Below are 22,310 nucleotides of genomic sequence, written 5' to 3' on the forward strand. Positions count from 1 at the left end.
GCCTGGCTGGTGGCGAAGATCGAACGCGCCGAAGCCGTGGCCGACGACGAAACCCTCGATGGCCTGATCAAGGCTTCCGACGCAGTGATGGTTGCCCGTGGCGACCTCGGTGTGGAAATCGGCGATGCCGAACTGGTGGGCATTCAGAAGAAAATCATTCTGCACGCACGTCGCCACAACAAGGCCGTGATCGTCGCGACGCAGATGATGGAGTCGATGATCCAGAACCCGATGCCGACCCGCGCCGAAGTGTCCGACGTGGCCAACGCCGTGCTCGACTATACCGACGCTGTGATGCTCTCGGCAGAATCCGCCGCTGGTCTCTACCCGCTGGAAGCCGTGCAGGCGATGGCGCGCATCTGCGTCGGCGCCGAGAAGCACCCGACCGGCAAGACCTCCAGCCACCGCATCGGCAAGGAATTCAGCCGCTGCGACGAAAGCATCGCGCTGGCAACCATGTACACCGCCAACCACTTCCCGGGCGTCAAAGCGATCATTGCGTTGACTGAAAGCGGCTTCACCCCGCTGATCATGTCGCGTATCCGCTCCTCGGTGCCGATCTACGCGTTCACCCCGCACCGCGAAGCCCAGGCCCGCGCGGCGATGTTCCGTGGCGTCTACACCATCCCGTTCGACCCGGCCTCGCTGGAACCGCACGAAGTCAGCCAGAAAGCCATCGACGAACTGACCAAGCGCGGCGTTGTGGAAAAAGGCGACTGGGTCATCCTGACCAAGGGCGACAGCTACCACACCACTGGCGGCACCAACGGCATGAAGATCCTGCATGTCGGTGATCCGCAGGTCTGAGTAACCGGCCGCTGAAACGCAAAAGCCCCGCCATGTGAATGGCGGGGCTTTTTGTTGTCTGCATGTCGCTGAAAACCAGTTTTCACAGAACGTCAACTGTCAGTTCTGTCAGTTGTTTCGAGAGCCATTCTTGACTAGCGTGCTACTTCACCACCCAACCACTCAAGACTGGGCACGACTCGTGATCAAGGAGGATTGAAGATGGACGTTGCGGCAAACATCTCGCCAGGTAAATTCGACCCAACGTTTGGCAATCAGGGCGTTGCCACTCCGAAAAAACCTCCCGATTTTTCAGGAGACCTTGTCCTGCGGGGGGTGATGGTCGACAAATCAGGGCGCACCTATATCGCGGGAAGCGTAGGCCAATCGAACGGTGATGCCTACTACTTGATCAGACTGGATAGCAATGGCGTACACGACACTCAATTTGGCCAGAGTGGCTACGTAACCGGTCAATTTGAGGACGGAGAAGGATCGCATTCCTTCGCTAACGAAATAGTGGAACAGGCCGACGGCAAACTGCTGCTCATCGGCAGTTTCTTTCAGGCTAACCTCAAGCGTGCCATAGGAGTCGTGCGTCTCGACGTCGCTGGCAACCTTGATCCGGCATTCAACAAAACCGGCAAAGTCGCTGTTTACCTCACGGACGACGACACGGCACATCAGAAGCACCAGCAACTACCCAACGCAGCGAACTCAAAAACCGCTAGCCAGCGGTCGACCGTTCTGCCTGACGGCAAGATCGTATTGCATACCACCGTAGATCGGGATGGAAACAAAGTAGCGACAGCCGTCATTCGACTCTTGCCTGACGGCACACGGGATATTGAATTCAACGAGGGAGAAATCGCCTATGTTCTCCACCCGAATTTCACTCACACGGAGCTATACGATCTATTGGCAAAACAGGATGGGACCTACGTGCTCGCGGGCTGTGTACGTGGCAATGATCCTTACCGGGCAGTACTCAACCGCTTGACTGCTACCGGGAAAATTGATGACTCGTTCGCCGTTGATGGCTTTGAAGTGATGGATCCGATAGAGAACTCGCTGAGTGTCAATGTCTTGAAAGTTATCGGGCAGACGAATAAGCGGCTGTTATCCGTTGGGTATACCGAGCCTGCACACCATGGCGTATTGATCAGCCGGGAATCCGACGGCAAACCCAACATCCAGTTCAACGCAGGCAAACCACTTCTGAGCAGACTGCAAGGCATTGACACCTTATGGCTTGACGCGTCCATCCAGAGCAGCGGACACATACTTGTTGCCGGGCTGAGTCAAGTGTCCTCTGGTTTTAACCATGTTATTGCCAGATTCACCGATGACGGCAAATTGGACACGGATTTTGCGGATGGCAAAGGCTGGCGAGTGTTCGACCTGGAGAGGGGGATCTGGACTGGGGTTGCAATCGGTGAAGGTAAAATGACGTTCCTCGGCCAAAGGCAAGTCGACGGGCAACGGGTTCAATGCGTCGGCCGTGGATTGATCGAGTGACCTGGCGACGAGTTTACCGGCTGCCCTGATTGAGAGTTTTATGGTCTGGTCAACCCCTTTCGCGAGCAGGCTCGCTCCCAACTTTGAAATGCGTTCCCCCGTGGGAGCGAGCCTGCTCGCGAAGGCGTCTTGACCGTCACCGAAAAAACCTGCTCAACGCCGCAAACACCTCCGGCGAACAATGGCGCTCATCCAAAAACATCGATCACGGACCATACAATGAACATACAAACATCAAACAGTGCAGGGACCCTGGATTTTGATTTTGGCGCAAATGGGGTCGCGATGATTACCGTGCCGCCATACCCGTCAGCAAGCATCCACGGAGTGGAGATCGGCCCGGATAAAAAAATTTACTTCGTAGCAGCTCAACCTGTGCCATTCCCGACCCAATACATACTCGGCCGGCTATTGAGTGACGGTAAAGTGGACACCGATTTTGGTAAGTCCGGGTTTGTCGTAGGTAATTTTCCGGGTTTTGCACTAAGCACGAATGGGGTGCAGTCCTTAACCATCCAGCCTGACGGAAAAATAATCGTGCATTGTATTGTTAAAGGTTCTGCAGGCCAGAACGCCGCGGCTTTTTGCCGCTACGACGCTCAAGGTCAGCCGGATACGGATTTCGGTACAAACGGCCAAACCGTACTGGATATAATTTTATCGCCACCGGCCGTAGCCCCCTCTACAGTCAAGCCTCAATCCTTCGAGGGGAACGCCACCACACCGCTCAGTGTAGAGGTTTTGCCCAACGGCAAACTACTTGCGTCCCATCATTACAGTTTCGACTGGCAGCAGAGCCATGGCCTGATTATCCGACTCAACGAAAACGGAACGCTGGATACGGATTTCAATCAGATTGGCTACATCGCGGTAATTCATCCCCGATATTTGCTTGGTAACACCGTTCTGCTCAATCTAATGGTACAGGCTGATGACAAATATCTTGGATGCGGCAATGTCGGGGAACTTTCAGATCCATTCAGTTCGGCCATGTTTGTGCGTTACGACACCTCGGGTAAGCTCGATAGGACATTTGGTGAGGGTGGTTTCGTTACTATCGCCAGCGATGCGCATTCACTTCTGATTCGCAGCATGGTGTTGCAACCCAACCAGCACATTCTGGGTGTAGGTTATACAACAGGCGAACCCGCCGTACTGATCAGCATCAAGGCCAATGGTGAGCCGGACGGTGAATTCAATGGCGGCAATCCCCTCTTTACCAAACTTGAGGAAAGCGCTTTCACCACTTGGCTAGTCGGACGTATTCAAGCGGACGGAAAAGCTGTAGTTGCCGGGGGAGTCAGAAGTGACAATGAAGGATATATTGTCATCGCGCGGTTTATCGATGAGCAATTCGACCCATCGTTCAATTATCCGCACGGCTGGGTTCGCACTGAGTTGGGAAGCGGTTTGCACGTAGCAACTGGTTTGACATTACAGGAAGACGGCAAGATTTTGATTTGTGCTCGCCTGCCTGACGGAAAAATCGGACTGTTGCGCTACCACGCTTGATAGGTGGGAGTCCCGCTATATAAACGGCGCGACGCTTTGTCAGGTGATCCAGAAGGTGGGGGGACTTATCGGAAGCGATTGGCCCAACGACGCTCTCAATGCCGTTGGACAAATCCGATCAGCGCCGCCACCGCCTCCGGCGAACGCAGGCGCTGGGTGAACAACGCACCCTCCTCCTCGATCACCTTGCGCAGCAGATCCCGATCCGGCGCTCGCATCAATTGCTTGCTGATGCGCACCGCTTCGGCCGGCAATTCATCAAACCGCAGCGCCACTTCTCGCGCCTTGCTCAACGCCGCTTCACCGCTGTCCAGCGCTTCGGTGGCGATCCCCCACTGCGCAGCCTGTTCGCCGTTAAAGCCTTCCCCAAGCAGCAATAACTCAGCCGCTTTCGCCTGCCCAAGCAAACGCGGCAGGATCAGGCTGGAACCGAATTCGGGACACAATCCGAGGTTGACGAACGGCATGCGCAGCCTGGCGTCGCGGCTGACATAGACCAGATCGCAGTGCAGCAACATCGTCGTGCCGATGCCTACCGCTGCACCGGCGACGGCGGCGATCACTGGTTTGCGGCATTCGAGCAGGTCAAGCATGAAGTGGAACACCGGGCTGTCGAGGTCGCTCGGCGGTTGCTCGATAAAGTCGGCGATGTCGTTGCCGGCGGTGAAGCACTCGGCACTGCCAGTGATCAGCACGGCGTTGATTGCCGGGTCACCGTCGGCCTGCTTCAGTGCTTCGGCGAGGCGGCTGTACATGGCGCGGGTCAGGGCGTTTTTCTTGTCCGGGCGGTTGAGGCGCAGGGTCAGCAAACCGCGTTCGCGTTCCAGCAGAATGGCTTCGGTCATGGCGTGTCTCGCGTCTGAAAATCAGCGCTCAACCACGGCTCACAAACACGTCGGCCAGCAGTTGATTGCGCGGCAATCCGGCCAGGTACAGACGCTTGGCGAAGGCGTCGACACTGGCCGTCGAGCCGCAGACTAAGGCCAGGGTCTGCCGGGAAACAAGGCGCAGTTGCGCCAAAGCGACGGCCGACTCGGCCGCGGTCCACAGCTCGACGCTGAGGTTTTCCCGCTGCGCAGCCAGTGCGGCAAGGGGTTTGGCCAGATAGTGCTCGCGTTCGTCATGGGCCAGGTGAATGACGCGGATGGCGCCTTGGTGATCCTGACGCAAGGCTTCGCGCAGCACACCGAACAACGGACCTAAACCGGTACCGGCGGCCAGCAGCCACAGCGGGCGCGTATGCCAGTCCGGGTCATAGTGCAAAGCACCACCGCGCAGCTCGCCGAGGCGGATCGAGTCGCCGATCTGCAGCTTGCGGGCGGCATCGATGAATTCGCCGGGCTGGCGGCAATCGAGGTGAAACTCGAGAAAGCGGTCTTCTTGCGGCAGGCTCGCCAGCGAGTAAGGGCGGGCGATGTGGCCGATCCACAGCACCAGATGCTGGCCGGCGCTGTAGCGCAGCGGCCGCTGCGGGGTCAGGCGCAGGCGCAGAACGCTGTCGCTGAGCCAGTCCAGCGCTTCGACCAAGGCCGGCAGACCGTCAGTAATCGGGTCGAAGGTATGCACCTGCAAGTCTTCGACCACTTGGCATTGGCAGGCCAGACGCCAACCGTCCTGACGTTGCTCGGCACTCAAGGCATCCGGGCGGTTGTCGCTGGGCACACCTCGGATGCATTGCACCAGGCAGGCGTGGCAACTGCCGGCGCGACAGCTGTAGGGCACGGCGACGCCGTTGTGGTTGAGGGCATCGAGCAGATTGCTCCCAGCCTCAACCGTCCACTGCCGATCACCGACACGCAATTCAGGCATCGACGTTCTCCCACGCGGCGGCACAGCGATTGCGCCCGTCACGCTTGGCCCGGTACAGCGCCTGATCGGCACGCTGCAACGCCTCATCCAGATCATCGCCAACGGACAGCAGGGTCATGCCCGCCGACAGGCTCAGGTTGCGCACTTGCAGGCCCATCAATTCCACCTCGCTGAAGGCGATGCGCAAACGCTCGCAACACGCGGTCAGGCGTTCGGCATCGCAGTCGGGCACCAGCACCACGAATTCTTCGCCACCATAACGCGCCAGCACGTCACCGTCGCGCAGGCAGGCTTGCGCCACCCCGGCAAACGCCTGCAATACCTGATCGCCGGCGGCGTGGCCGTGCAGATCGTTGATGCGTTTGAAGTGGTCCAGATCGATCAGCGCCAGCCCGTGCATTACGTCGCCGTCCAACGCGTTGAGCTCGCGCGAGGCGATGCGCAGGAAATGCCGGCGATTGAACAGCCCGGTCAGTTCGTCGGTGGCCACCAGGTCTTCAAGCTGGCGCATCATCCCGCGCAGGGTGTCCTGATGCGCCTGCAAGGCAAACCGGCGCTGACGCTGACGTTGCCGCGAGACCTGGACAAAGCGTGCGTAAAGCACCAGCCACGCCAAAACCATCGCCAGAATGCACACTTGCAACGCCGCGAGCGCAGGCTCGGCCAAGCGGAAGTGGTAAGCGTCCCACAGGGTAATCGCGGAGAAACTGAAGAACACCAGCAGCGCGCAGCGGATGAACACCCGTCGGGTGAGATGGAACAGGCCGAACAGCAGGATCAGCACATAGAACACCAGAAAAGCGCCGCGTGCCTCGTCGACATGGGCGATCAGCCACGTCTGCCAGCCCAGCCCCATCAGCACTTGCGCTTCGGTCAGGCTGGGGTCGGCGAAGCGCTGGTTGCGCCCGCTCCAGAACATGGCGAAAAGGCTCGCCTGACTGATGACCACCAGAGCGCTGCCGATGGCCACACCACTGAGCGATTGCTGATAATGCCCGGTGAAAAACGCCAGCCACAGCAGCAGCAAAGCCAATCCGTAGGTGGCCGCAGCGAGGGCGAAGCGTTTGAGCAAAAGGCGTTGAATGGCGTTATGGGTCAATCGTTGACTCACCGTGCGATAGGAGGCTGACCGAGTGTCCTACTCTACAGACCGGATGCCACTTTAGAGGGCCGGTCGCTAAATGACCACCGATTTTCGGGCTCGAAAATTGACGTCAAATGCATGACCTGATTGAGCTGCATTGATGCCCGCACCAGGTCCCTGTGGTGAGGGGATTTATCTTCGATGGGCTGCGAAGTGGCCCCTTGCAACCTGTCAATCACACTGAGCTCACAGGTTTTACGACTGCTGCGCAGCCGAGCGGGGATAAATCCCCTCGCCACAGGGTCATCCGACCAAAAGCCAATGTGCCCCCACCACCGAGGCGCGGTATACTGCCGTGCCTTTTTAGCGTCGCGCCACAAAGGGACAGCCATAAGCCGCAAGCCTCAAGCGGCAAGCTCAAGCTGTCCGCGTAATGCTTTAACTTGCCGCTCGAAGCTAGAAGCCTGTAGCTTCCCCACCGTTTTCAGAGGAGCGCGACTCATGACCGTGATCAAGCAAGATGACCTGATTCAGAGCGTTGCCGACGCCCTGCAGTTCATTTCCTATTACCACCCCGTGGATTTCATCCAGGCGATGCACGAAGCCTACCTGCGCGAAGAGTCGCCAGCGGCCCGTGATTCGATGGCGCAGATCCTGATCAACTCGCGCATGTGTGCCACCGGCCATCGCCCGATCTGCCAGGACACCGGTATCGTCACCGTGTTCGTCCGTGTCGGCATGGACGTGCGCTGGGATGGCGCCACCATGGGCCTGGACGACATGATCAACGAAGGCGTGCGTCGCGCTTACAACCTGCCGGAAAACGTCCTGCGGGCCTCGATCCTTGCCGACCCGGCAGGCGCTCGCAAGAACACCAAGGACAACACCCCGGCCGTAATTCACTACTCCATCGTCCCGGGTAACACCGTGGAAGTGGACGTGGCGGCCAAGGGCGGCGGTTCCGAGAACAAGTCGAAAATGGCCATGCTCAACCCGTCCGACTCGATCGTCGACTGGGTATTGAAGACCGTGCCGACCATGGGCGCCGGCTGGTGCCCACCGGGCATGCTGGGTATCGGCATCGGCGGCACCGCCGAGAAGGCCGCAGTGATGGCCAAGGAAGTGTTGATGGAATCCATCGACATTCACGAGCTGAAGGCCCGTGGTCCGCAGAACCGCATCGAAGAAATGCGTCTGGAACTGTTCGAGAAGGTCAACCAGTTGGGTATCGGTGCCCAGGGCCTCGGTGGCCTGACCACCGTGCTCGACGTGAAGATCATGGACTACCCGACCCACGCCGCATCCTTGCCGGTGTGCATGATCCCGAACTGTGCCGCCACCCGTCACGCGCACTTCGTGCTCGACGGTTCCGGTCCAGCCTCGCTGGAAGCGCCACCGCTGGACGCCTACCCGGAAATCGTCTGGGAAGCCGGCCCGTCGGCCCGTCGCGTCAACCTCGACACCCTGACCCCGGAAGAGGTGCAGAGCTGGAAGCCGGGCGAAACCGTGCTGCTCAACGGCAAGATGCTCACCGGTCGCGACGCCGCGCACAAGCGCATGGTCGAGATGCTCAACAAGGGTGAAACCCTGCCGGTGGATCTGAAAGGTCGTTTCATCTATTACGTCGGCCCGGTTGATCCGGTCGGTGACGAAGTGGTTGGCCCGGCCGGCCCGACCACCGCAACGCGGATGGACAAGTTCACCCGCCAGATCCTCGAGCAGACCGGCCTGCTGGGCATGATCGGCAAATCCGAGCGCGGCCCGACCGCGATCGAAGCGATCAAGGACAACAAGGCCGTGTACCTGATGGCTGTCGGCGGCGCCGCTTACCTGGTTGCGCAAGCGATCAAGAAGTCCAAGGTGCTGGCATTTGCCGAGCTGGGCATGGAAGCGATCTACGAGTTCGAGGTCAAGGACATGCCGGTCACCGTAGCGGTGGACAGCAAAGGTGAGTCGGTACACATCACTGGCCCGGCGATCTGGCAACAGAAGATCAGCGAGAGCCTGGCGGTAGAAGTGCAGTAAGCTTCTGGCGTCATGAAAACGGCCGGTGCATCCGCAAAGATGCCCCGGCCGTTTTTGTGTGTTCAAACCAATTGCGATAAAAGAATCGCCCAAGCACAGAAAACGATCTTGCGCACCTGTCAGATCTGACAGGTCCATTAGCGGCCCACTCCTGTTAGCGTCTATCTATACGCCCTATGTAGCGCGAATGGATTCGACCATGGCCGATCAAGACCTCAGCATCACAGCTCCTTCCATCGCCAGAAGCTCATCGATCGCCACCATCGGCAAAAGCTGGAGCGCCGTAGGGCCGACCGCCTCGGCTGGATGCGAATTGCTGATCCCGCTATCGAGCAGTCGTGGTTACGACCCGCAAATACCCCTGTCAATCAACAGCCAGAGCGGTAACGGTTCGTTTGGCCTTGGTTGCCACCTGGGCCTGAGCCAGATCAGCCGCCGCACCAATAAAGGTGTTCCACGTTATACCGAGCACGATGAAATCATCGGGCATGACGGCGAGGTGTGGATGCCAGAGCTCGATGATGCCGGAAACCTGAAGTCGCGCACGGAACACAGCTACAGAGACCGCCCCATCCCCGAACACAACGTCGTGACTTACCGGGCGCGGATCGAAAGTGATTTTTCCCTGCGCGAATGCTGGCATCCGGCTGACGCTGGGACCCCCTTCTGGCTGATCCACGGTGCCGACGGCACGTTGCATGTCTACGGCAAAACCAGCGCCTCCCGCCGTGCCGACCCCGACGCCCCATCACGCATCAGCAGCTGGCTTTTGTGTGAAAGCATGAACGCCCATGGCGAACACATCTGCTACGAGTACAAGGCCGACGATCAGCCTGACGAGCAAGACCCCATTCACGACTACCGCGCCCAGCGCTATCTGCGACGGGTGTGTTACGGCAATGCCACGGCGAGCGATCACCTTTACAGCTGGGACACTGACCGACCGACGGATCTGCCATGGCATTTTCAACTGGTGTTCGATTACGGCGAACGCAGCAATTCGCTGACGGAGATTCCGAGCTACGAGGAAGTGAACCGCTGGCGGCTGCGGCCTGATCCGTTTTCCACCTATGGCCAGGGTTTTGAGCTGAGCACCCGCAGGCTCTGCCAGCAAGTGTTGATGTTTCATCACTTCCCCGGGGGCCTGGCGACAGAGGCAAAACTTGCACGTCGCCTGCTGCTGGAATATCGACCGATCCAGAACACTGCGCAGTGGGCCTACAGCCAGATCAGCGCGGCGCACTATCAGGCCTTCGATGCGCAAGGCAATGTCGAGCACTCACCGCCGCTAGAGTTCGAATACTCGCCCTTCGAGATCAACAAGGCACCTGCACGCCTGTTGGAAAACGAGACTCAACCGGGCATCGAAGACGGCGGGTTCTATCAATGCGTCGATCTGTATGGCGAGGGCGTGCCGGGCTTTCTCTGCCGCTACGACAACGCCTGGTATTACCGAGAACCGCTACGCGCGGCGCCTGGTACCGAACTGATCGGTTACGGCCCATGGGTTTTGCTGGACAGGATCCCGGTGGCAGATCGCAACCGCGCCGTGGCGCAACTGCTTGATCTGACCGGCGACGGCCGTCTGGACCTGATCATCGCCCGGTTGGGTTACTGCGGGTTTCATGCGCTGAATGCGCAGCGGCAATTCGAACTGTTCAGCGCGTTCGACACGTTTCCCCGGGAACACCAGGATCTGACTTTGACCATGGGGGATTTCAGCGGGGACGGGCTGATGTCAGCGGCCAGCATCAGCCCCGACCGCGTGCGCCTCTATGCCAGCCTGCGCGAAAAAGGCTTCGCCGCCGCACAGGAAATACCCCATGAATACGCAGACGACCGTCTGCCGGTGTTCAGCAACTCGCGGACCGAACTGGTGCTTCTGGGCAACCTGCTCGGCAGCGACATGCCCGAGCTGTGCCGCATCCGCCATGACGAAGTCCGCTGCTGGCCGAATCTTGGTCATGGCAAATTCGGTAAAGGACGCAAGATCAGTGCCCTGCCCTTCACCTACGACGAATTCGACGCCTCGCGAGTACGTCTGGCCGATCTCGATGGCTCCGGCGCGCCCGCGCTGATCTATCTCAAATCCGAAGGGTTCGACATTTACCTGAACCGGGGCGGCAACGGCCTGGAGCAGATTCCCGTCAGCGTGCCGTGGCCTGAAGACGTGCGCTATGACCGTTTGTGCCAGGTCAGTTTCGCCGACCTGCAAGGCCTCGGTTGCGCCAGCCTGATTCTGACGGTGCCGCATATCCAGCCGCGGCATTGGCGCTACGATTTTGTTGCAGCCAAGCCCTACCTGCTGGTCAACAGCAACAACAACATGGGCTGTTCCAGCAGCGTGACTTATCGCAGCTCGGCTCAGGAATGGCTGGATGAAAAGGAGCGGCTGCTGGCGCTTGAGCGTGCACCGGTATGTCACCTGCCATTTCCGCTGGCCGTGGTGAAAAAACAGGAGCAGCACGACGAGATCACCGGCAACCGGTTGACCCAGTCGTTCACTTGGCGCGAAGGGTTCTACGACGGCAGGGAGAGGGAATTTCGCGGGTTCGGCTACTTGCAGCAACTTGACTGCGAGGTTGGAACCGATCCTTCAGAGCCTGGCTTCAGCGAGCCGGTGCAAACATGCACCTGGTTTCACAACGGTCAGGAAATCAATCGCTCCCGCGACGATTATTTCAGCGCGGATGTGGACGCCTGCCCGTTGGGCGAAACCCTGTTCAGTCGTTACCACCCCAAAGGTGAAATCGATGAGCCCGTCACTCCGGAGGGCTCCGACAGTCGCTATCGGATTGCGCAGGCACTGGTTGGCTCGGTCGCTCGAACAGAAATTTTCCCCTACCGCGCCGATGCGCAGGCGGCCGGTGCAGCCGCGCTGTACTCGGTAGAAGAGAAGCGCTATCTGGTTCGCGAGGTGCGGCCACAGGGGCAATATGCCGCAGCCGTTCTGCTGCCCCTTCAGGTCGAAGCCATCAGCTATCAGTACGACGGTTTTATCAACGACCCGCTGTGCCGCCACGATGTCACCCTGCGCTGGAACGCTTATGGCGCCGCGACCCACGCACTTACGGTGAGCTATGCGCGCAGGTTGACCGCCCAGAGCCCGCCCCCCTTCACCGAAGACCACCTGAATCAATGGTGGTCCGACGCTCACGACGAGGCGCAGCAATACTTTTACATCAGTGAAACCCGTGCACGTCTGATCAATCTGCCAGAGCCACAGCAATGGCGATTGGGCTTGCCGTATCTGGAACGGGGCGATGCGCTGAAATTGGCCAAAGGTACGCTCCCCGGCGAGTTGAACCCGGCACGGGTGTCTTTCGAATCACTGAGAGAGCTGCAGGATACGCAAGAATGGGCCATGGAAAGGGTACTGACTTCGCAATCCATACAGCGTTATGTGGACGTAGAGGGTATTGAACTGGATGACGGCGTCGCCGGATTCGAAGCGCTGTCGCACTCTCTGGAGCTTGCCCTGCTGGATAAAACCGCGCTGGACGCTTACAGCATTGTGCCGGACCTGAATATTCGCGAGGCCCTCGCGGCAATTGGTTACTCACCCATGCAGCTGCTGTTCGAAGCACCGCCCAGCGAGGAACCAAACCTCTGGTCGTCGCGGTTCAATCTGGCCCGGTACGGCGACTTGCAAGCGTTCTACAACGTGCTCGATTTCAATGAAACGCCAAGCCATGGCGTGACCAAAGCCGAATACGATCAACACTATCTGACAGTCATGCGCATGGAATTGCCCGACGGTTGTGCCGTCCAGGTCGCGGAGTTCGATTATCACGCCCTGAAACCCAAGCGAATCACCGACGCCAATGACAACACTGAAGAAGTCATCTACGAGCCTTCCGGTCAGCCACTGATCATCAGCTTTCACGGTACCGAGAACGGCAAACCTGCCGGATTCGACAAGCTGACCGATGACTGGACCTTGCCGGATCCCAGTCCGGAATACGCCATTCAGTTTCCGGAAGATACCGTGGGACACGCAGCGAGCACTCTGCACAAAAACCTTTTCAGCTGGATGGGCCTGATACCCGCCTCCACACTTCAAAGCCGCGCGATCAAGCAAGGTGACCTGTTGCCCGGCGGGCAGATCCGCGCCAGCGCACGTCGCCGGCTTGCGCAAAATCCCGGTCTGACGACTGAAGACCAGCAATTGTTCATGGCCATTGAACTGGCTTACCGAGAACCGGTTCACACCGTAGTGCTCAGCGCCGACCGCTATCCGTACGACGCCATAAAGGCGCAGATCCAGATCGTCAAAACCTGCGTCGACGGCTTTGGTCGGGTCCTGCAAACCCAGCAGAAGGTCGATCCGGGGTTGGCTTATGTGGTGGGTGAGGATGGTCAATTGCTGATCGAAGAAGGTGAGCAACCGACGCAGACCCGCTGGCGCATCAGTGAACGCGTCGAATACAACAACAAAGGCCTGCCGCAGCGCCAATACCGGCCGTTTTTCGCCAACACCCACCGCTACGTCAATGATCAATCGCTGCGCCAACTCGGGTTGTTCGATCAGCTGTTCTATGACGCAACGGGGCGTCCGATCAAGCTGATCAACGCCAAGGGCGACTTTTCCCGCGAGACTTATCATCCCTGGTATCACGCCAGTGAGGACTTCAACGATACCGCCGAAGAGCTGGTGTCTACGCGTGGGTCAGGCTCATGAGCGCCTCCATACATTGGCGCACGCCTTCGCTGAGCGTCAGCGACGGACGTGGCCTGCCAGTCCGTCAGGTCGCTTATTTGCGTACCGTGGCGGGTGACACGCCTAGCGCACTCGTGACCCGCCAGCACCACGATGTCGCCGGGCGCCTGGTCGCGCAACAGGATCCGCGCCTGCCGATCACGAACACAACCAGCGTGTTTGCGCTGAACGATATCGCCGTGTTTACCAACAGCCAGGATAGCGGCTGGCGCCTGCTGCTGCCGGGCAGAGCCGGGGAGCCCGGACACCGTTGGGATGAGCGCGGGCACGTCTGGCAGTCGACCTTCGACGAGCAATTGCGCGTGGTGCAGCTTGAAGTCTCGGGAAACGGCGAAAATCAGCTCGATACCTTCACGTACGCCCCAGGCTCTGCCGAAGCAGACTCCAACCTGCGCGGCCGGTTGATCCGGCAGACGGATCCGTCAGGTTCGCTGGACATCACCGGCTATGCCCTCACCGGACAGGCCCTGGTGGAAAAGCGCACTTTTCACGATAACGTAGCGTTCACCAGCCATCAGGTGTTCAGTCCGCTTGGCGCCGTACTTGAACAGACCGATGCCGGCGGCCATCGCAGAGCATCGCGCTATGGTCTTGCCGGGCAGCTCAGGCAAATGGAGCTGCAAGTCGAGACGAAAGTCACGCAGGTCTTGCTGGATGCGCAGTACAACGCGAACAATCAGATCATCTCGCAGCTGGCCGGTAACGGTGTCCTGAGTCAGTGGACGTATGACCCGGCCGACGGACGCCTGCATACGCGCACCAGTCAGAAAACTGCTCACCCCAGATTGCAGGATCTGCAATATTTCTACGATCGCATCGGCAATATCATCCGCATCGAAGACCACGCCTTCGAGCCCGTCTGGTTCGCCAATCAACGGGTCGACGGCCACCGCGAATTCAGCTACGACTCCCTGTACCGGTTGGTCCGCGCGACCGGTCATGACGACGCGCTGCCCCCGGACATTCCCGGCCTGCCGCGACCGCCCGACGAGAAAAACCGCCTCAATTACACCCAGACGTATAGCTACGACGATGGCGGCAACCTGATCGAACTGCGTCATCAGCGCGACGGCAACAGTCGCACCCGCACGATGTGCATCGACCAGAAAAGCAATCGCGGGGTGCGCTGGCAAACAGGCGACGAGCCGCCGGACTTCGGTACCTGGTTCGACCCGCACGGCAATCAACGCAAGCTGCGCCACGGTCCGTCATTGCAATGGAGCAGGCGTGATGAGCTGGAGCGCGTGGATCTGGTTATCCGTCAGGACGGCGATAACGATGCCGAGTATTACCAGTACAGCGCCGGCCAGCGGGTCCTCAAATGTCATGAATGGTTCACCGACAAGGTCCGCCACTTCCACCAGGTGCGCTACCTGCCGGGGCTGGAAATTCGCCGCAAGGACAACGGCGAGGAGCTGCACATCATCAGCCTCGGTAACGCGCGCTGCCTGCATTGGGCGCAACGTTCAGCGCCGATAGACGACCAGATGCGCTACACCCTCGAAGACCACCTCGGCTCTTGCGTGATGGAGCTCAATGAAGACGCTGTGGTCACCAGCGCAGAAGGCTATTACCCGTTCGGCGAAACCGCGTGGATGGCGCCGGAGTCGGAAATCGAATACCGCTTCATCCGATATTCCGGCAAGGAAATGGATGTCAGCGGTTTGTACTACTACGGCGCCCGCTATTACGCACCGTGGTTGCAGCGTTGGGTCAGTGCGGATCCGGCGGGGGATGTGGACGGTTTGAATCTGTATGGTTTTGTCGGTAACAACCCGATTCTGTTCATCGATAACGACGGTAACAAAAAAGACTTACCGTCTGACGTCAGGCAGGACATCGCGACTTACGCAAAAGTCCTGGATAACCTGGGCAATGAGCTGCAAACGTACAATCGGCAATTGAACGGACTGTTCAGCGCTACGGACATTTCCAAACGCATGGCCATAAACACAGGCTTCAACATTGGCAAGGGAGTTGTCACCACGACAGCAGGGAAAGGCGGCGAAGCACTTGGGACGCTGATATTGCCCGGAGTCGGGACATTTATCGGAGGGATTGTCGCCTCAAAAATCTCCGGCGCGGCAATCGACAAACTCGGCGAAATTACAACTGTTTCCACTCCCGTCCTGCCCGATGCCAAAAAACTGAACCCCGAGAGCATTCACAGCAACGCCACAACAGGCATTTTAACCCCTCTGAGATACGCAAAAAAAATAGTCAGATCATATGATCCTCGGACTTCCGAGGGAGCAAACAAGCTGATCGAAACAATGGCCGAGAAAACGCTCAGCAAGTTTGCGCAGATACCCGCTGCAAGTGACATGATGGCCATTGCTTACTCTGGAAAGGACACAGCCACAGCGCTGGCCGGTTTAAGGGATATCGAAATTGATGACCTCGAGGCAGCGTTGGGTTTGATTATCGAAATGCTTGAACAGGACCAAAGCGACATCAATGCGGCTTTCAGCGAAATCGGAGTCAACGAATTTTATGACCAAGGCCTGGTGGGCTCATTCGGTTATGCGCTGGATCTTGCAAAAGGTAGCGTCGGAACCCAGAACTCCAGCTCAATCAGCCGGGATCGGATCAAGAAAGAAATTTCCTTGCGCATGGCTGAAGCAAGGCGCGGTATCGAGTTGATTGGCAGATATCGCCAATACAACGGTCAAAAGACGGCGTAAACAAGTTCGCCTGCCTTCAGGCAGTTTTGCCGTGGTTCTGCGCCTGGATAAATCATGAGCACCTGGCCCTTGAATAGATCAACGCATATCCATACGCCAAGCGTGCAGGTCAAGGATCCCCGGGCTTTGGTCGTCAGGCATATTGCCTATCTGTGTGCAACGACGCATGGAGAGATCAAGCCCCTGATCACCTGCCAGACTCACAACCATGCCGGGCGCCTGGTCGAGAAACGGGATCCGCGCTTATCTGCGCCCAACCTCACTACTCACTACGCGCTCAACGGCATTGTGTTGAAAATCGGCAGCGCCGATGCCGGCTGGCGCTTGGTATTGCCGGGGCTGGCCGGTGAGCCTCGGCAACGTTGGGACGAACGCGGCCATGTCTGGCGATCGACCTTTGACGACCAGCTGCGTGTCGTCAGACTCCAGGTCATCGAAAAGGATGAGGAGGAAGAGGTCGACGCTTTCCTCTACGCCGGTGCCGCCGACACCACCAACCACAACCTGCGCGGACGGTTGATCAAGCAAACCGATGTGTCTGGAGTTCTGGCGATATCCAGCTATTCACTCGCCGGCCAGCCGATGCAGGAAACCCGAACGTTCCAGGACACACAGGCTTTCACCAGTCATCAGATATTCAGCCCACTGGGCGCGGTGCTGGAGCAAACCGATGCCGGCGGCCATCGCAGAGCATCGCGCTATGGTCTTGCCGGGCAGCTCAGGCAAATGGAGCTGCAAGTCGAGACGAAAGTCACGCAGGTCTTGCTGGATGCGCAGTACAACGCGAACAATCAGATCATCTCGCAGCTGGCCGGTAACGGTGTCCTGAGTCAGTGGACGTATGACCCGGCCGACGGACGCCTGCATACGCGCACCAGTCAGAAAACTGCTCACCCCAGATTGCAGGATCTGCAATATTTCTACGATCGCATCGGCAATATCATCCGCATCGAAGACCACGCCTTCGAGCCCGTCTGGTTCGCCAATCAACGGGTCGACGGCCACCGCGAATTCAGCTACGACTCCCTGTACCGGTTGGTCCGCGCGACCGGTCATGACGACGCGCTGCCCCCGGACATTCCCGGCCTGCCGCGACCGCCCGACGAGAAAAACCGCCTCAATTACACCCAGACGTATAGCTACGACGATGGCGGCAACCTGATCGAACTGCGTCATCAGCGCGACGGCAACAGTCGCACCCGCACGATGTGCATCGACCAGAAAAGCAATCGCGGGGTGCGCTGGCAAACAGGCGACGAGCCGCCGGACTTCGGTACCTGGTTCGACCCGCACGGCAATCAACGCAAGCTGCGCCACGGTCCGTCATTGCAATGGAGCAGGCGTGATGAGCTGGAGCGCGTGGATCTGGTTATCCGTCAGGACGGCGATAACGATGCCGAGTATTACCAGTACAGCGCCGGCCAGCGGGTCCTCAAATGTCATGAATGGTTCACCGACAAGGTCCGCCACTTCCACCAGGTGCGCTACCTGCCGGGGCTGGAAATTCGCCGCAAGGACAACGGCGAGGAGCTGCACATCATCAGCCTCGGTAACGCGCGCTGCCTGCATTGGGCGCAACGTTCAGCGCCGATAGACGACCAGATGCGCTACACCCTCGAAGACCACCTCGGCTCTTGCGTGATGGAGCTCAATGAAGACGCTGTGGTCACCAGCGCAGAAGGCTATTACCCGTTCGGCGAAACCGCGTGGATGGCGCCGGAGTCGGAAATCGAATACCGCTTCATCCGATATTCCGGCAAGGAAATGGATGTCAGCGGTTTGTACTACTACGGCGCCCGCTATTACGCACCGTGGTTGCAGCGCTGGGTCAGTGCCGATCCGGCGGGGGATGTGGATGGGTTGAACCTGTATGGATTCGTCGGTAACAACCCGATCGTTCATGTCGACCAGACCGGTGCCTTCAAAGTGGTGTTTGACCTGGTCAGAAAAGCGGTGGGTATTTTTGATCAAGCGCAAACTGCGGCGGAGCAATTGCACAACCTGACCACCGAGTTCGATGGACTGATTCCTGAAGGCCAGAACATCGAGGAGGTGCGCAAAAGCATGACGTTCGGCAAATTCATCACCTCCCGGGCCGGCATCAAATCGGTCTTTTACGGTATCGGCAAAGGCATCGCCATCGGCAGTGTCATCGGCACCGTGGTACCCGGAATCGGCAACGCCATCGGTTCCGGCGCAGGGGCAATCGCGGGGGCAATAGTGTTTCCGGTATTGCGTTACCACTTCTTCAAGAAAGGTTTGAAAGCAGCGCAGACACTGCAGACCCAAGAGCTCAAGGACGGGCTGAAAACGCTGGGCGACGGCGCTGCAAAAGCCGTCGACGGCGCGGGGGCTCTTCTTGATGGAGGCGCTGCGCTTATCGACAGCATCAAGACCTTCACGGATAACCTCAACAGCTACTCCGAGCACATCCAGAAGATGTTCTATGCCCAACTGGACGCACTGGATGCAGAAAAACAGCGTCAGGTCATGAAGCTGTCCAGGAATGGTGTAGACCCGTTCGAAGCCATCGACAAGGTCATGCAAACCGCACAGGCAATCATCGAAGCGCCGAGCGAGGCGCAAGGCGTGACTGAACGCCTGCAGCAACTGGAGCGCTCGCTCGCTGCCGAACCTCAGTCAAGACCGGTGCCAAAGCCGAGGTTGAATCTTGTGCATCGACGTCAGGTACAGGAGACAGCTGTTTAGCAGACACGGCCGGCGCGAACAGCGCGCCCGGCCATCTCGGCCCATGCTATCGTGCCCGCCCGTCCTGCCGACCTTTGATCCAGCATGCTGCCGACTTCCCGTACCCTGCGTCTGTCGTTGTATTCCCTGCTGATCATTGCCGGCACGGTCATTGCCGCGACGCTCGCGATGCGCCACGCCGAGCGTCAGGCGCTGGAAGAAGACGCCGCCCGCGCCAATCAGCAACTGGGGTTGTACGCCAACTCCTTGCACACCCTGATCGACCGCTATCGCGCCCTGCCCGCCGTGCTGGCGCTGGACCCGCAATTGCGTTCGGCCCTGGCCGGCCCGGTCGATGCTGCGCAGCAAGCGGCATTGAATGTGAAGCTGGAAAAAATCAACGGTGCGGCGCAGTCCTCGACCCTGGAATTGCTGGATCGCACAGGCCTGGCGGTGGCAGCGAGCAACTGGCGCTTGCCCAGCAGTTACGTTGGCCACAATTACGGCTTCCGTCCCTACTTCAGCCAGACCCGCACCCAAGGCACCGGGCGTTTTTACGCAGTGGGCGTGACCAGCGGCATTCCCGGGTATTTCCTTTCCAGCGCCGTACTTGGCGACAACGACGAGTTTCTCGGCGCGATGGTGGTCAAGCTGGAATTCCCGGAGCTGGAACGTGAATGGAGCCAGGGCAGCGACACGTTGCTGGTCAGCGATGCGCGCGGGATCATCTTTATCGCCAATCAGCCGGGTTGGCGTTATCGCGCCTTGCGGCCGTTGAGCGCCGATGATCTGGCCGAGATCAAAACCACGCGTCAGTACGACAAGCAATCGCTGCTGCCGCTGACACATTTGCCGCTACGGCGTTTCGATGACAACAGCGATCTGCGCCGGGTCGAAGGTCCGCAGGGCACGGCGGATTATTTGTGGGAATCGCTGCCGCTGACGACCGAAGGCTGGACCCTGCACCTGTTGCGCCGTCCGCAAGTGGCCTTCGAAGATTTGCGCAACGCCGCACTGGCCGCCGCTGGCGTTTGGCTGGCGCTGGTGTTCTTGTTGCTGTTTCTCAATCAGCGCTGGCGGCTGGCCAAGGTCCGTCAGCGCAATCGCGAAGAACTCGAGCGTCTGGTCGAGGAGCGCACCCGCGACTTGCGCACCGCGCAGGAAGGTCTGGTGCAGTCGGCCAAACTCGCCGCGCTGGGGCAGATGTCCGCCGCGCTGGCCCACGAAATCAATCAACCGCTGACCGCCCAGCGCATGCAACTGGCGACTCTGCGCCTGCTGCTCGAACATGGCCGCGTCGATGACGCCTACAAGGCGCTGAAACCGGTGGACGATATGCTCACGCGCATGGCCGCCCTCACCGGCCACCTCAAGACTTTCGCCCGCAAGAGTCCGAGCGGTTTGCGCGAACGTCTGGATCTGGCGACGGTGGTCGATCAATCGCTGCAACTGCTCGATGCGCGCCTGCGTGACGAACAAGTCAGCCTTGTGTTGCACCTGACCCGCCCGGCGTGGGTGCGCGGTGATGCGATTCGTCTGGAACAGGTGTTGATCAATTTGCTGCGCAACGCGCTGGATGCGATGCAGGGTAAAGCCTGCAAGCGCCTGGAAATCCGTCTAGAGGCCGATGAGCAATTGTGGCGGCTCAGCGTCAGCGACAACGGCGGCGGGATTGCCGAGGAACATCTGGGCCAGGTGTTCGATCCGTTCTTTACCACCAAACCGGTGGGCGATGGTCTTGGCCTGGGGCTGGCAGTATCCTTCGCCATCGTGCATGAATCCGGCGGGCGCCTGAGCGTCGAGAATGGCGACCACGGCGCGGTGTTCAGCCTGACCCTGCCAATCGATCTGGAGGCACACATCTGATGCTCAATTCGGTGATGGTGGTCGACGACGAAAGCAGCATTCGCGACGCCGTTGAACAGTGGCTGAGCCTGTCGGGGTTTCAGGTGCAATTGTTCAGCCGTGCCGAAGAATGCCTCGCCGCGCTCCCGGAACATTTTGCCGGGGTGATCCTCAGCGACGTGCGCATGCCCGGCATGGACGGCTTGCAATTGCTCGCGCAAGTGCAAAAGCGCGACAGCGATCTGCCGGTGATTCTGCTTACCGGCCATGGCGATGTGCCGATGGCGGTCGAAGCCATGCGCGATGGCGCCTACGACTTTCTGGAAAAACCGTTCAGCCCGGAAACCCTGCTCGGCAGCCTGCGCCGGGCGCTGGACAAACGCCGCCTGGTCCTGGAAAACCGCGCCCTGCACGAACTGGCCGACAACCGCGCAAAGCTCGATGCGACGCTGCTCGGCGTGTCCCGCGGTTTGCAGACATTGCGTCGGCAAGTGCTGGATCTGGCGACGTTGCCGGTCAACGTGCTGATCCGTGGTGAAACCGGCAGCGGCAAGGAGCTGGTCGCACGTTGCCTGCATGATTTCGGCCCGCGCGCCGGTAAACCTTTCGTGGCGCTGAACTGTGCGGCGATCCCGGAGCAATTGTTCGAGGCCGAGCTGTTCGGCCATGAGAGCGGCGCGTTTACCGGCGCCTCGGGCAAACGTATCGGCAAGCTGGAATATGCCGATGGCGGCACGCTGTTTCTCGACGAGATCGAAAGCATGCCGCTGGCCCAGCAGGTGAAATTGCTGCGGGTCTTGCAGGAACAGAAACTCGAGCGGTTGGGTTCGAACCAGAGTATTCGCGTTGATTTGCGTATCGTCGCGGCGACCAAACCGGACTTGCTCGACGAAGCCCGCGCCGGGCGTTTTCGTGAGGACCTGGCGTATCGCCTCAACGTCGCAGAACTGCGCTTGCCGCCGCTGCGTGATCGCCGCGAAGACATTCCATTACTGTTTGAAACCTTTGCCCAGAACGCCGCCCAGCGTCTGGGCCGGACCTTTCCGCCGTTGACCGGTGCGCAGCTCAGTCACTTGCTCAGCCATGACTGGCCGGGCAACGTCCGCGAACTGGCCAACGTTGCCGAGCGTCAGGTACTGGGGCTTGATGAACCGGTCGCCGGAATCGACCCGGGGCAGTCGCTGGCGGCGCAGCAGGAAGCGTTCGAAGCGCAATGTCTGCGCGCGGCGCTGACCCGGCACAAGGGTGATGTCAAAGCCGTGCTCGAAGAACTGCAACTGCCGCGCCGCACGTTCAATGAAAAGATGCAGCGGCATGGGTTGAGTAGGGAGATGTTTCTGGCGGAGTGAGGCAGAGATTTGTGGTGTAGCTGAAATCCATCCCCCTCACCCCAGCCCTCTCCCCCAGGGGGCGAGGGGGAAGGGAGCCGATCTCCATGCTTTCCCGAATCTGTATTCGACTCGATATTGCAGGTCGATGTAACCCACAAGAACACCTCGGTCAGTCCCCTCTCCCTCTGGGAGAGGGCTAGGGTGAGGGGCTTTTGATCTTCACGCGGTAAGCGGAAATCCGCTCACTCAGCCCAATCAGTCGGCACAAATCCGCTCACTCCTCCCCGCCACCCCCTCTAAACCGGCCC

12 protein-coding genes are annotated in these 22,310 nt (G+C 59.3%); 9 read left to right on the plus strand and 3 right to left on the minus strand.

Going from position 1 to position 22,310, the window contains the following annotated elements; genetic code table 11:
- The 3 genes from D8U60_RS23965 to D8U60_RS23975 form a co-directional block, all read left to right on the plus strand.
- On the plus strand, positions 1-807 hold an 807-nt coding region (locus D8U60_RS23965; RefSeq protein WP_241663572.1), incomplete at its 5' end, for a pyruvate kinase.
- Between the two features lie 201 nt (positions 808-1,008).
- Positions 1,009-2,304 (plus strand): hypothetical protein, encoded by a 1,296-nt coding sequence (locus tag D8U60_RS23970; RefSeq protein ID WP_130901090.1) that lies wholly within the window; start codon positions 1,009-1,011, stop codon positions 2,302-2,304.
- A gap of 129 nt (positions 2,305-2,433) precedes the next feature.
- Positions 2,434-3,816, plus strand: coding sequence for a delta-60 repeat domain-containing protein (locus D8U60_RS23975; protein ID WP_130901091.1), 1,383 nt, complete (start codon positions 2,434-2,436; stop codon positions 3,814-3,816).
- A 95-nt stretch (positions 3,817-3,911) separates the two neighbouring features.
- On the opposite strand, the gene D8U60_RS23980 is transcribed toward D8U60_RS23975, so the two are convergent.
- The 3 genes from D8U60_RS23980 to D8U60_RS23990 are packed head-to-tail and all read right to left on the minus strand — an operon-like array spanning position 3,912 to position 6,724.
- Positions 3,912-4,661, minus strand: coding sequence for an enoyl-CoA hydratase-related protein (locus D8U60_RS23980; protein ID WP_130901092.1), 750 nt, complete (start codon positions 4,659-4,661; stop codon positions 3,912-3,914).
- A 28-nt stretch (positions 4,662-4,689) separates the two neighbouring features.
- Positions 4,690-5,625, minus strand: a complete 936-nt coding sequence (locus tag D8U60_RS23985; protein WP_130901093.1) for an iron-sulfur-binding ferredoxin reductase — start codon at positions 5,623-5,625, stop codon at positions 4,690-4,692.
- The gene (locus D8U60_RS23990) at positions 5,618-6,724 is read right to left on the minus strand and encodes a GGDEF domain-containing protein (protein WP_016773456.1); all 1,107 of its coding nucleotides are present in this window, start codon (positions 6,722-6,724) and stop codon (positions 5,618-5,620) included. The genes D8U60_RS23985 and D8U60_RS23990 overlap by 8 nt, the downstream gene beginning before the upstream one ends.
- Positions 6,725-7,210: 486 nt before the next feature.
- Here D8U60_RS23990 and D8U60_RS23995 point away from each other — a divergent pair, with 486 nt between their 5' ends.
- The 6 genes from D8U60_RS23995 (at position 7,211) to D8U60_RS24020 (ending at position 22,020) form a co-directional block, all read left to right on the plus strand.
- The gene (locus D8U60_RS23995; RefSeq protein WP_024014122.1) at positions 7,211-8,734 is read left to right on the plus strand and encodes a fumarate hydratase; all 1,524 of its coding nucleotides are present in this window, start codon (positions 7,211-7,213) and stop codon (positions 8,732-8,734) included.
- Between the two features lie 199 nt (positions 8,735-8,933).
- Positions 8,934-13,415 carry a SpvB/TcaC N-terminal domain-containing protein gene (locus tag D8U60_RS24000; protein WP_130901094.1) on the plus strand — a complete coding sequence of 1,494 codons (4,482 nt, stop codon included), beginning with the start codon at positions 8,934-8,936 and terminating at the stop codon, positions 13,413-13,415.
- A complete protein-coding gene (locus D8U60_RS24005) occupies positions 13,412-16,138 on the plus strand; it encodes an RHS repeat-associated core domain-containing protein (protein ID WP_130901095.1) in 2,727 nt (908 codons plus the stop codon). The genes D8U60_RS24000 and D8U60_RS24005 overlap by 4 nt, the downstream gene beginning before the upstream one ends.
- Positions 16,139-16,192: 54 nt before the next feature.
- Positions 16,193-18,847 (plus strand): RHS repeat-associated core domain-containing protein, encoded by a 2,655-nt coding sequence (locus D8U60_RS24010; RefSeq protein ID WP_130901096.1) that lies wholly within the window; start codon positions 16,193-16,195, stop codon positions 18,845-18,847.
- Between the two features lie 84 nt (positions 18,848-18,931).
- Positions 18,932-20,692, plus strand: a complete 1,761-nt coding sequence (locus tag D8U60_RS24015) for an ATP-binding protein (protein ID WP_125917718.1) — start codon at positions 18,932-18,934, stop codon at positions 20,690-20,692.
- Complete coding sequence (locus D8U60_RS24020) at positions 20,692-22,020, plus strand: sigma-54 dependent transcriptional regulator (RefSeq protein WP_122507732.1); 1,329 nt, start codon at positions 20,692-20,694, stop codon at positions 22,018-22,020. The genes D8U60_RS24015 and D8U60_RS24020 overlap by 1 nt, the downstream gene beginning before the upstream one ends.
- The last annotated feature ends 290 nt before the right edge of the window (positions 22,021-22,310 follow it).

The sequence above is a fragment of the Pseudomonas sp. Sample_11 genome (assembly GCF_004307505.1).
In the GTDB taxonomy this organism is placed as follows: domain Bacteria; phylum Pseudomonadota; class Gammaproteobacteria; order Pseudomonadales; family Pseudomonadaceae; genus Aquipseudomonas; species Aquipseudomonas atacamensis.

What these genes read in the sequence shown, in the direction of transcription:
- D8U60_RS24005 (WP_130901095.1), top strand. Translation starts at nt 13,412, where the DNA reads ATGAGCGCCTCCATACATTGGCGCACGCCTTCGCTGAGCGTCAGCGAC.
- D8U60_RS23970 (WP_130901090.1), top strand. Translation starts at nt 1,009, where the DNA reads ATGGACGTTGCGGCAAACATCTCGCCAGGTAAATTCGACCCAACGTTT.
- D8U60_RS24000 (WP_130901094.1), top strand. Translation starts at nt 8,934, where the DNA reads ATGGCCGATCAAGACCTCAGCATCACAGCTCCTTCCATCGCCAGAAGC.
- D8U60_RS24015 (WP_125917718.1), top strand. Translation starts at nt 18,932, where the DNA reads ATGCTGCCGACTTCCCGTACCCTGCGTCTGTCGTTGTATTCCCTGCTG.
- D8U60_RS24020 (WP_122507732.1), top strand. Translation starts at nt 20,692, where the DNA reads ATGCTCAATTCGGTGATGGTGGTCGACGACGAAAGCAGCATTCGCGAC.
- D8U60_RS23980 (WP_130901092.1), bottom strand. Translation starts at nt 4,661, where the DNA reads ATGACCGAAGCCATTCTGCTGGAACGCGAACGCGGTTTGCTGACCCTG.
- D8U60_RS23995 (WP_024014122.1), top strand. Translation starts at nt 7,211, where the DNA reads ATGACCGTGATCAAGCAAGATGACCTGATTCAGAGCGTTGCCGACGCC.
- D8U60_RS24010 (WP_130901096.1), top strand. Translation starts at nt 16,193, where the DNA reads ATGAGCACCTGGCCCTTGAATAGATCAACGCATATCCATACGCCAAGC.
- D8U60_RS23985 (WP_130901093.1), bottom strand. Translation starts at nt 5,625, where the DNA reads ATGCCTGAATTGCGTGTCGGTGATCGGCAGTGGACGGTTGAGGCTGGG.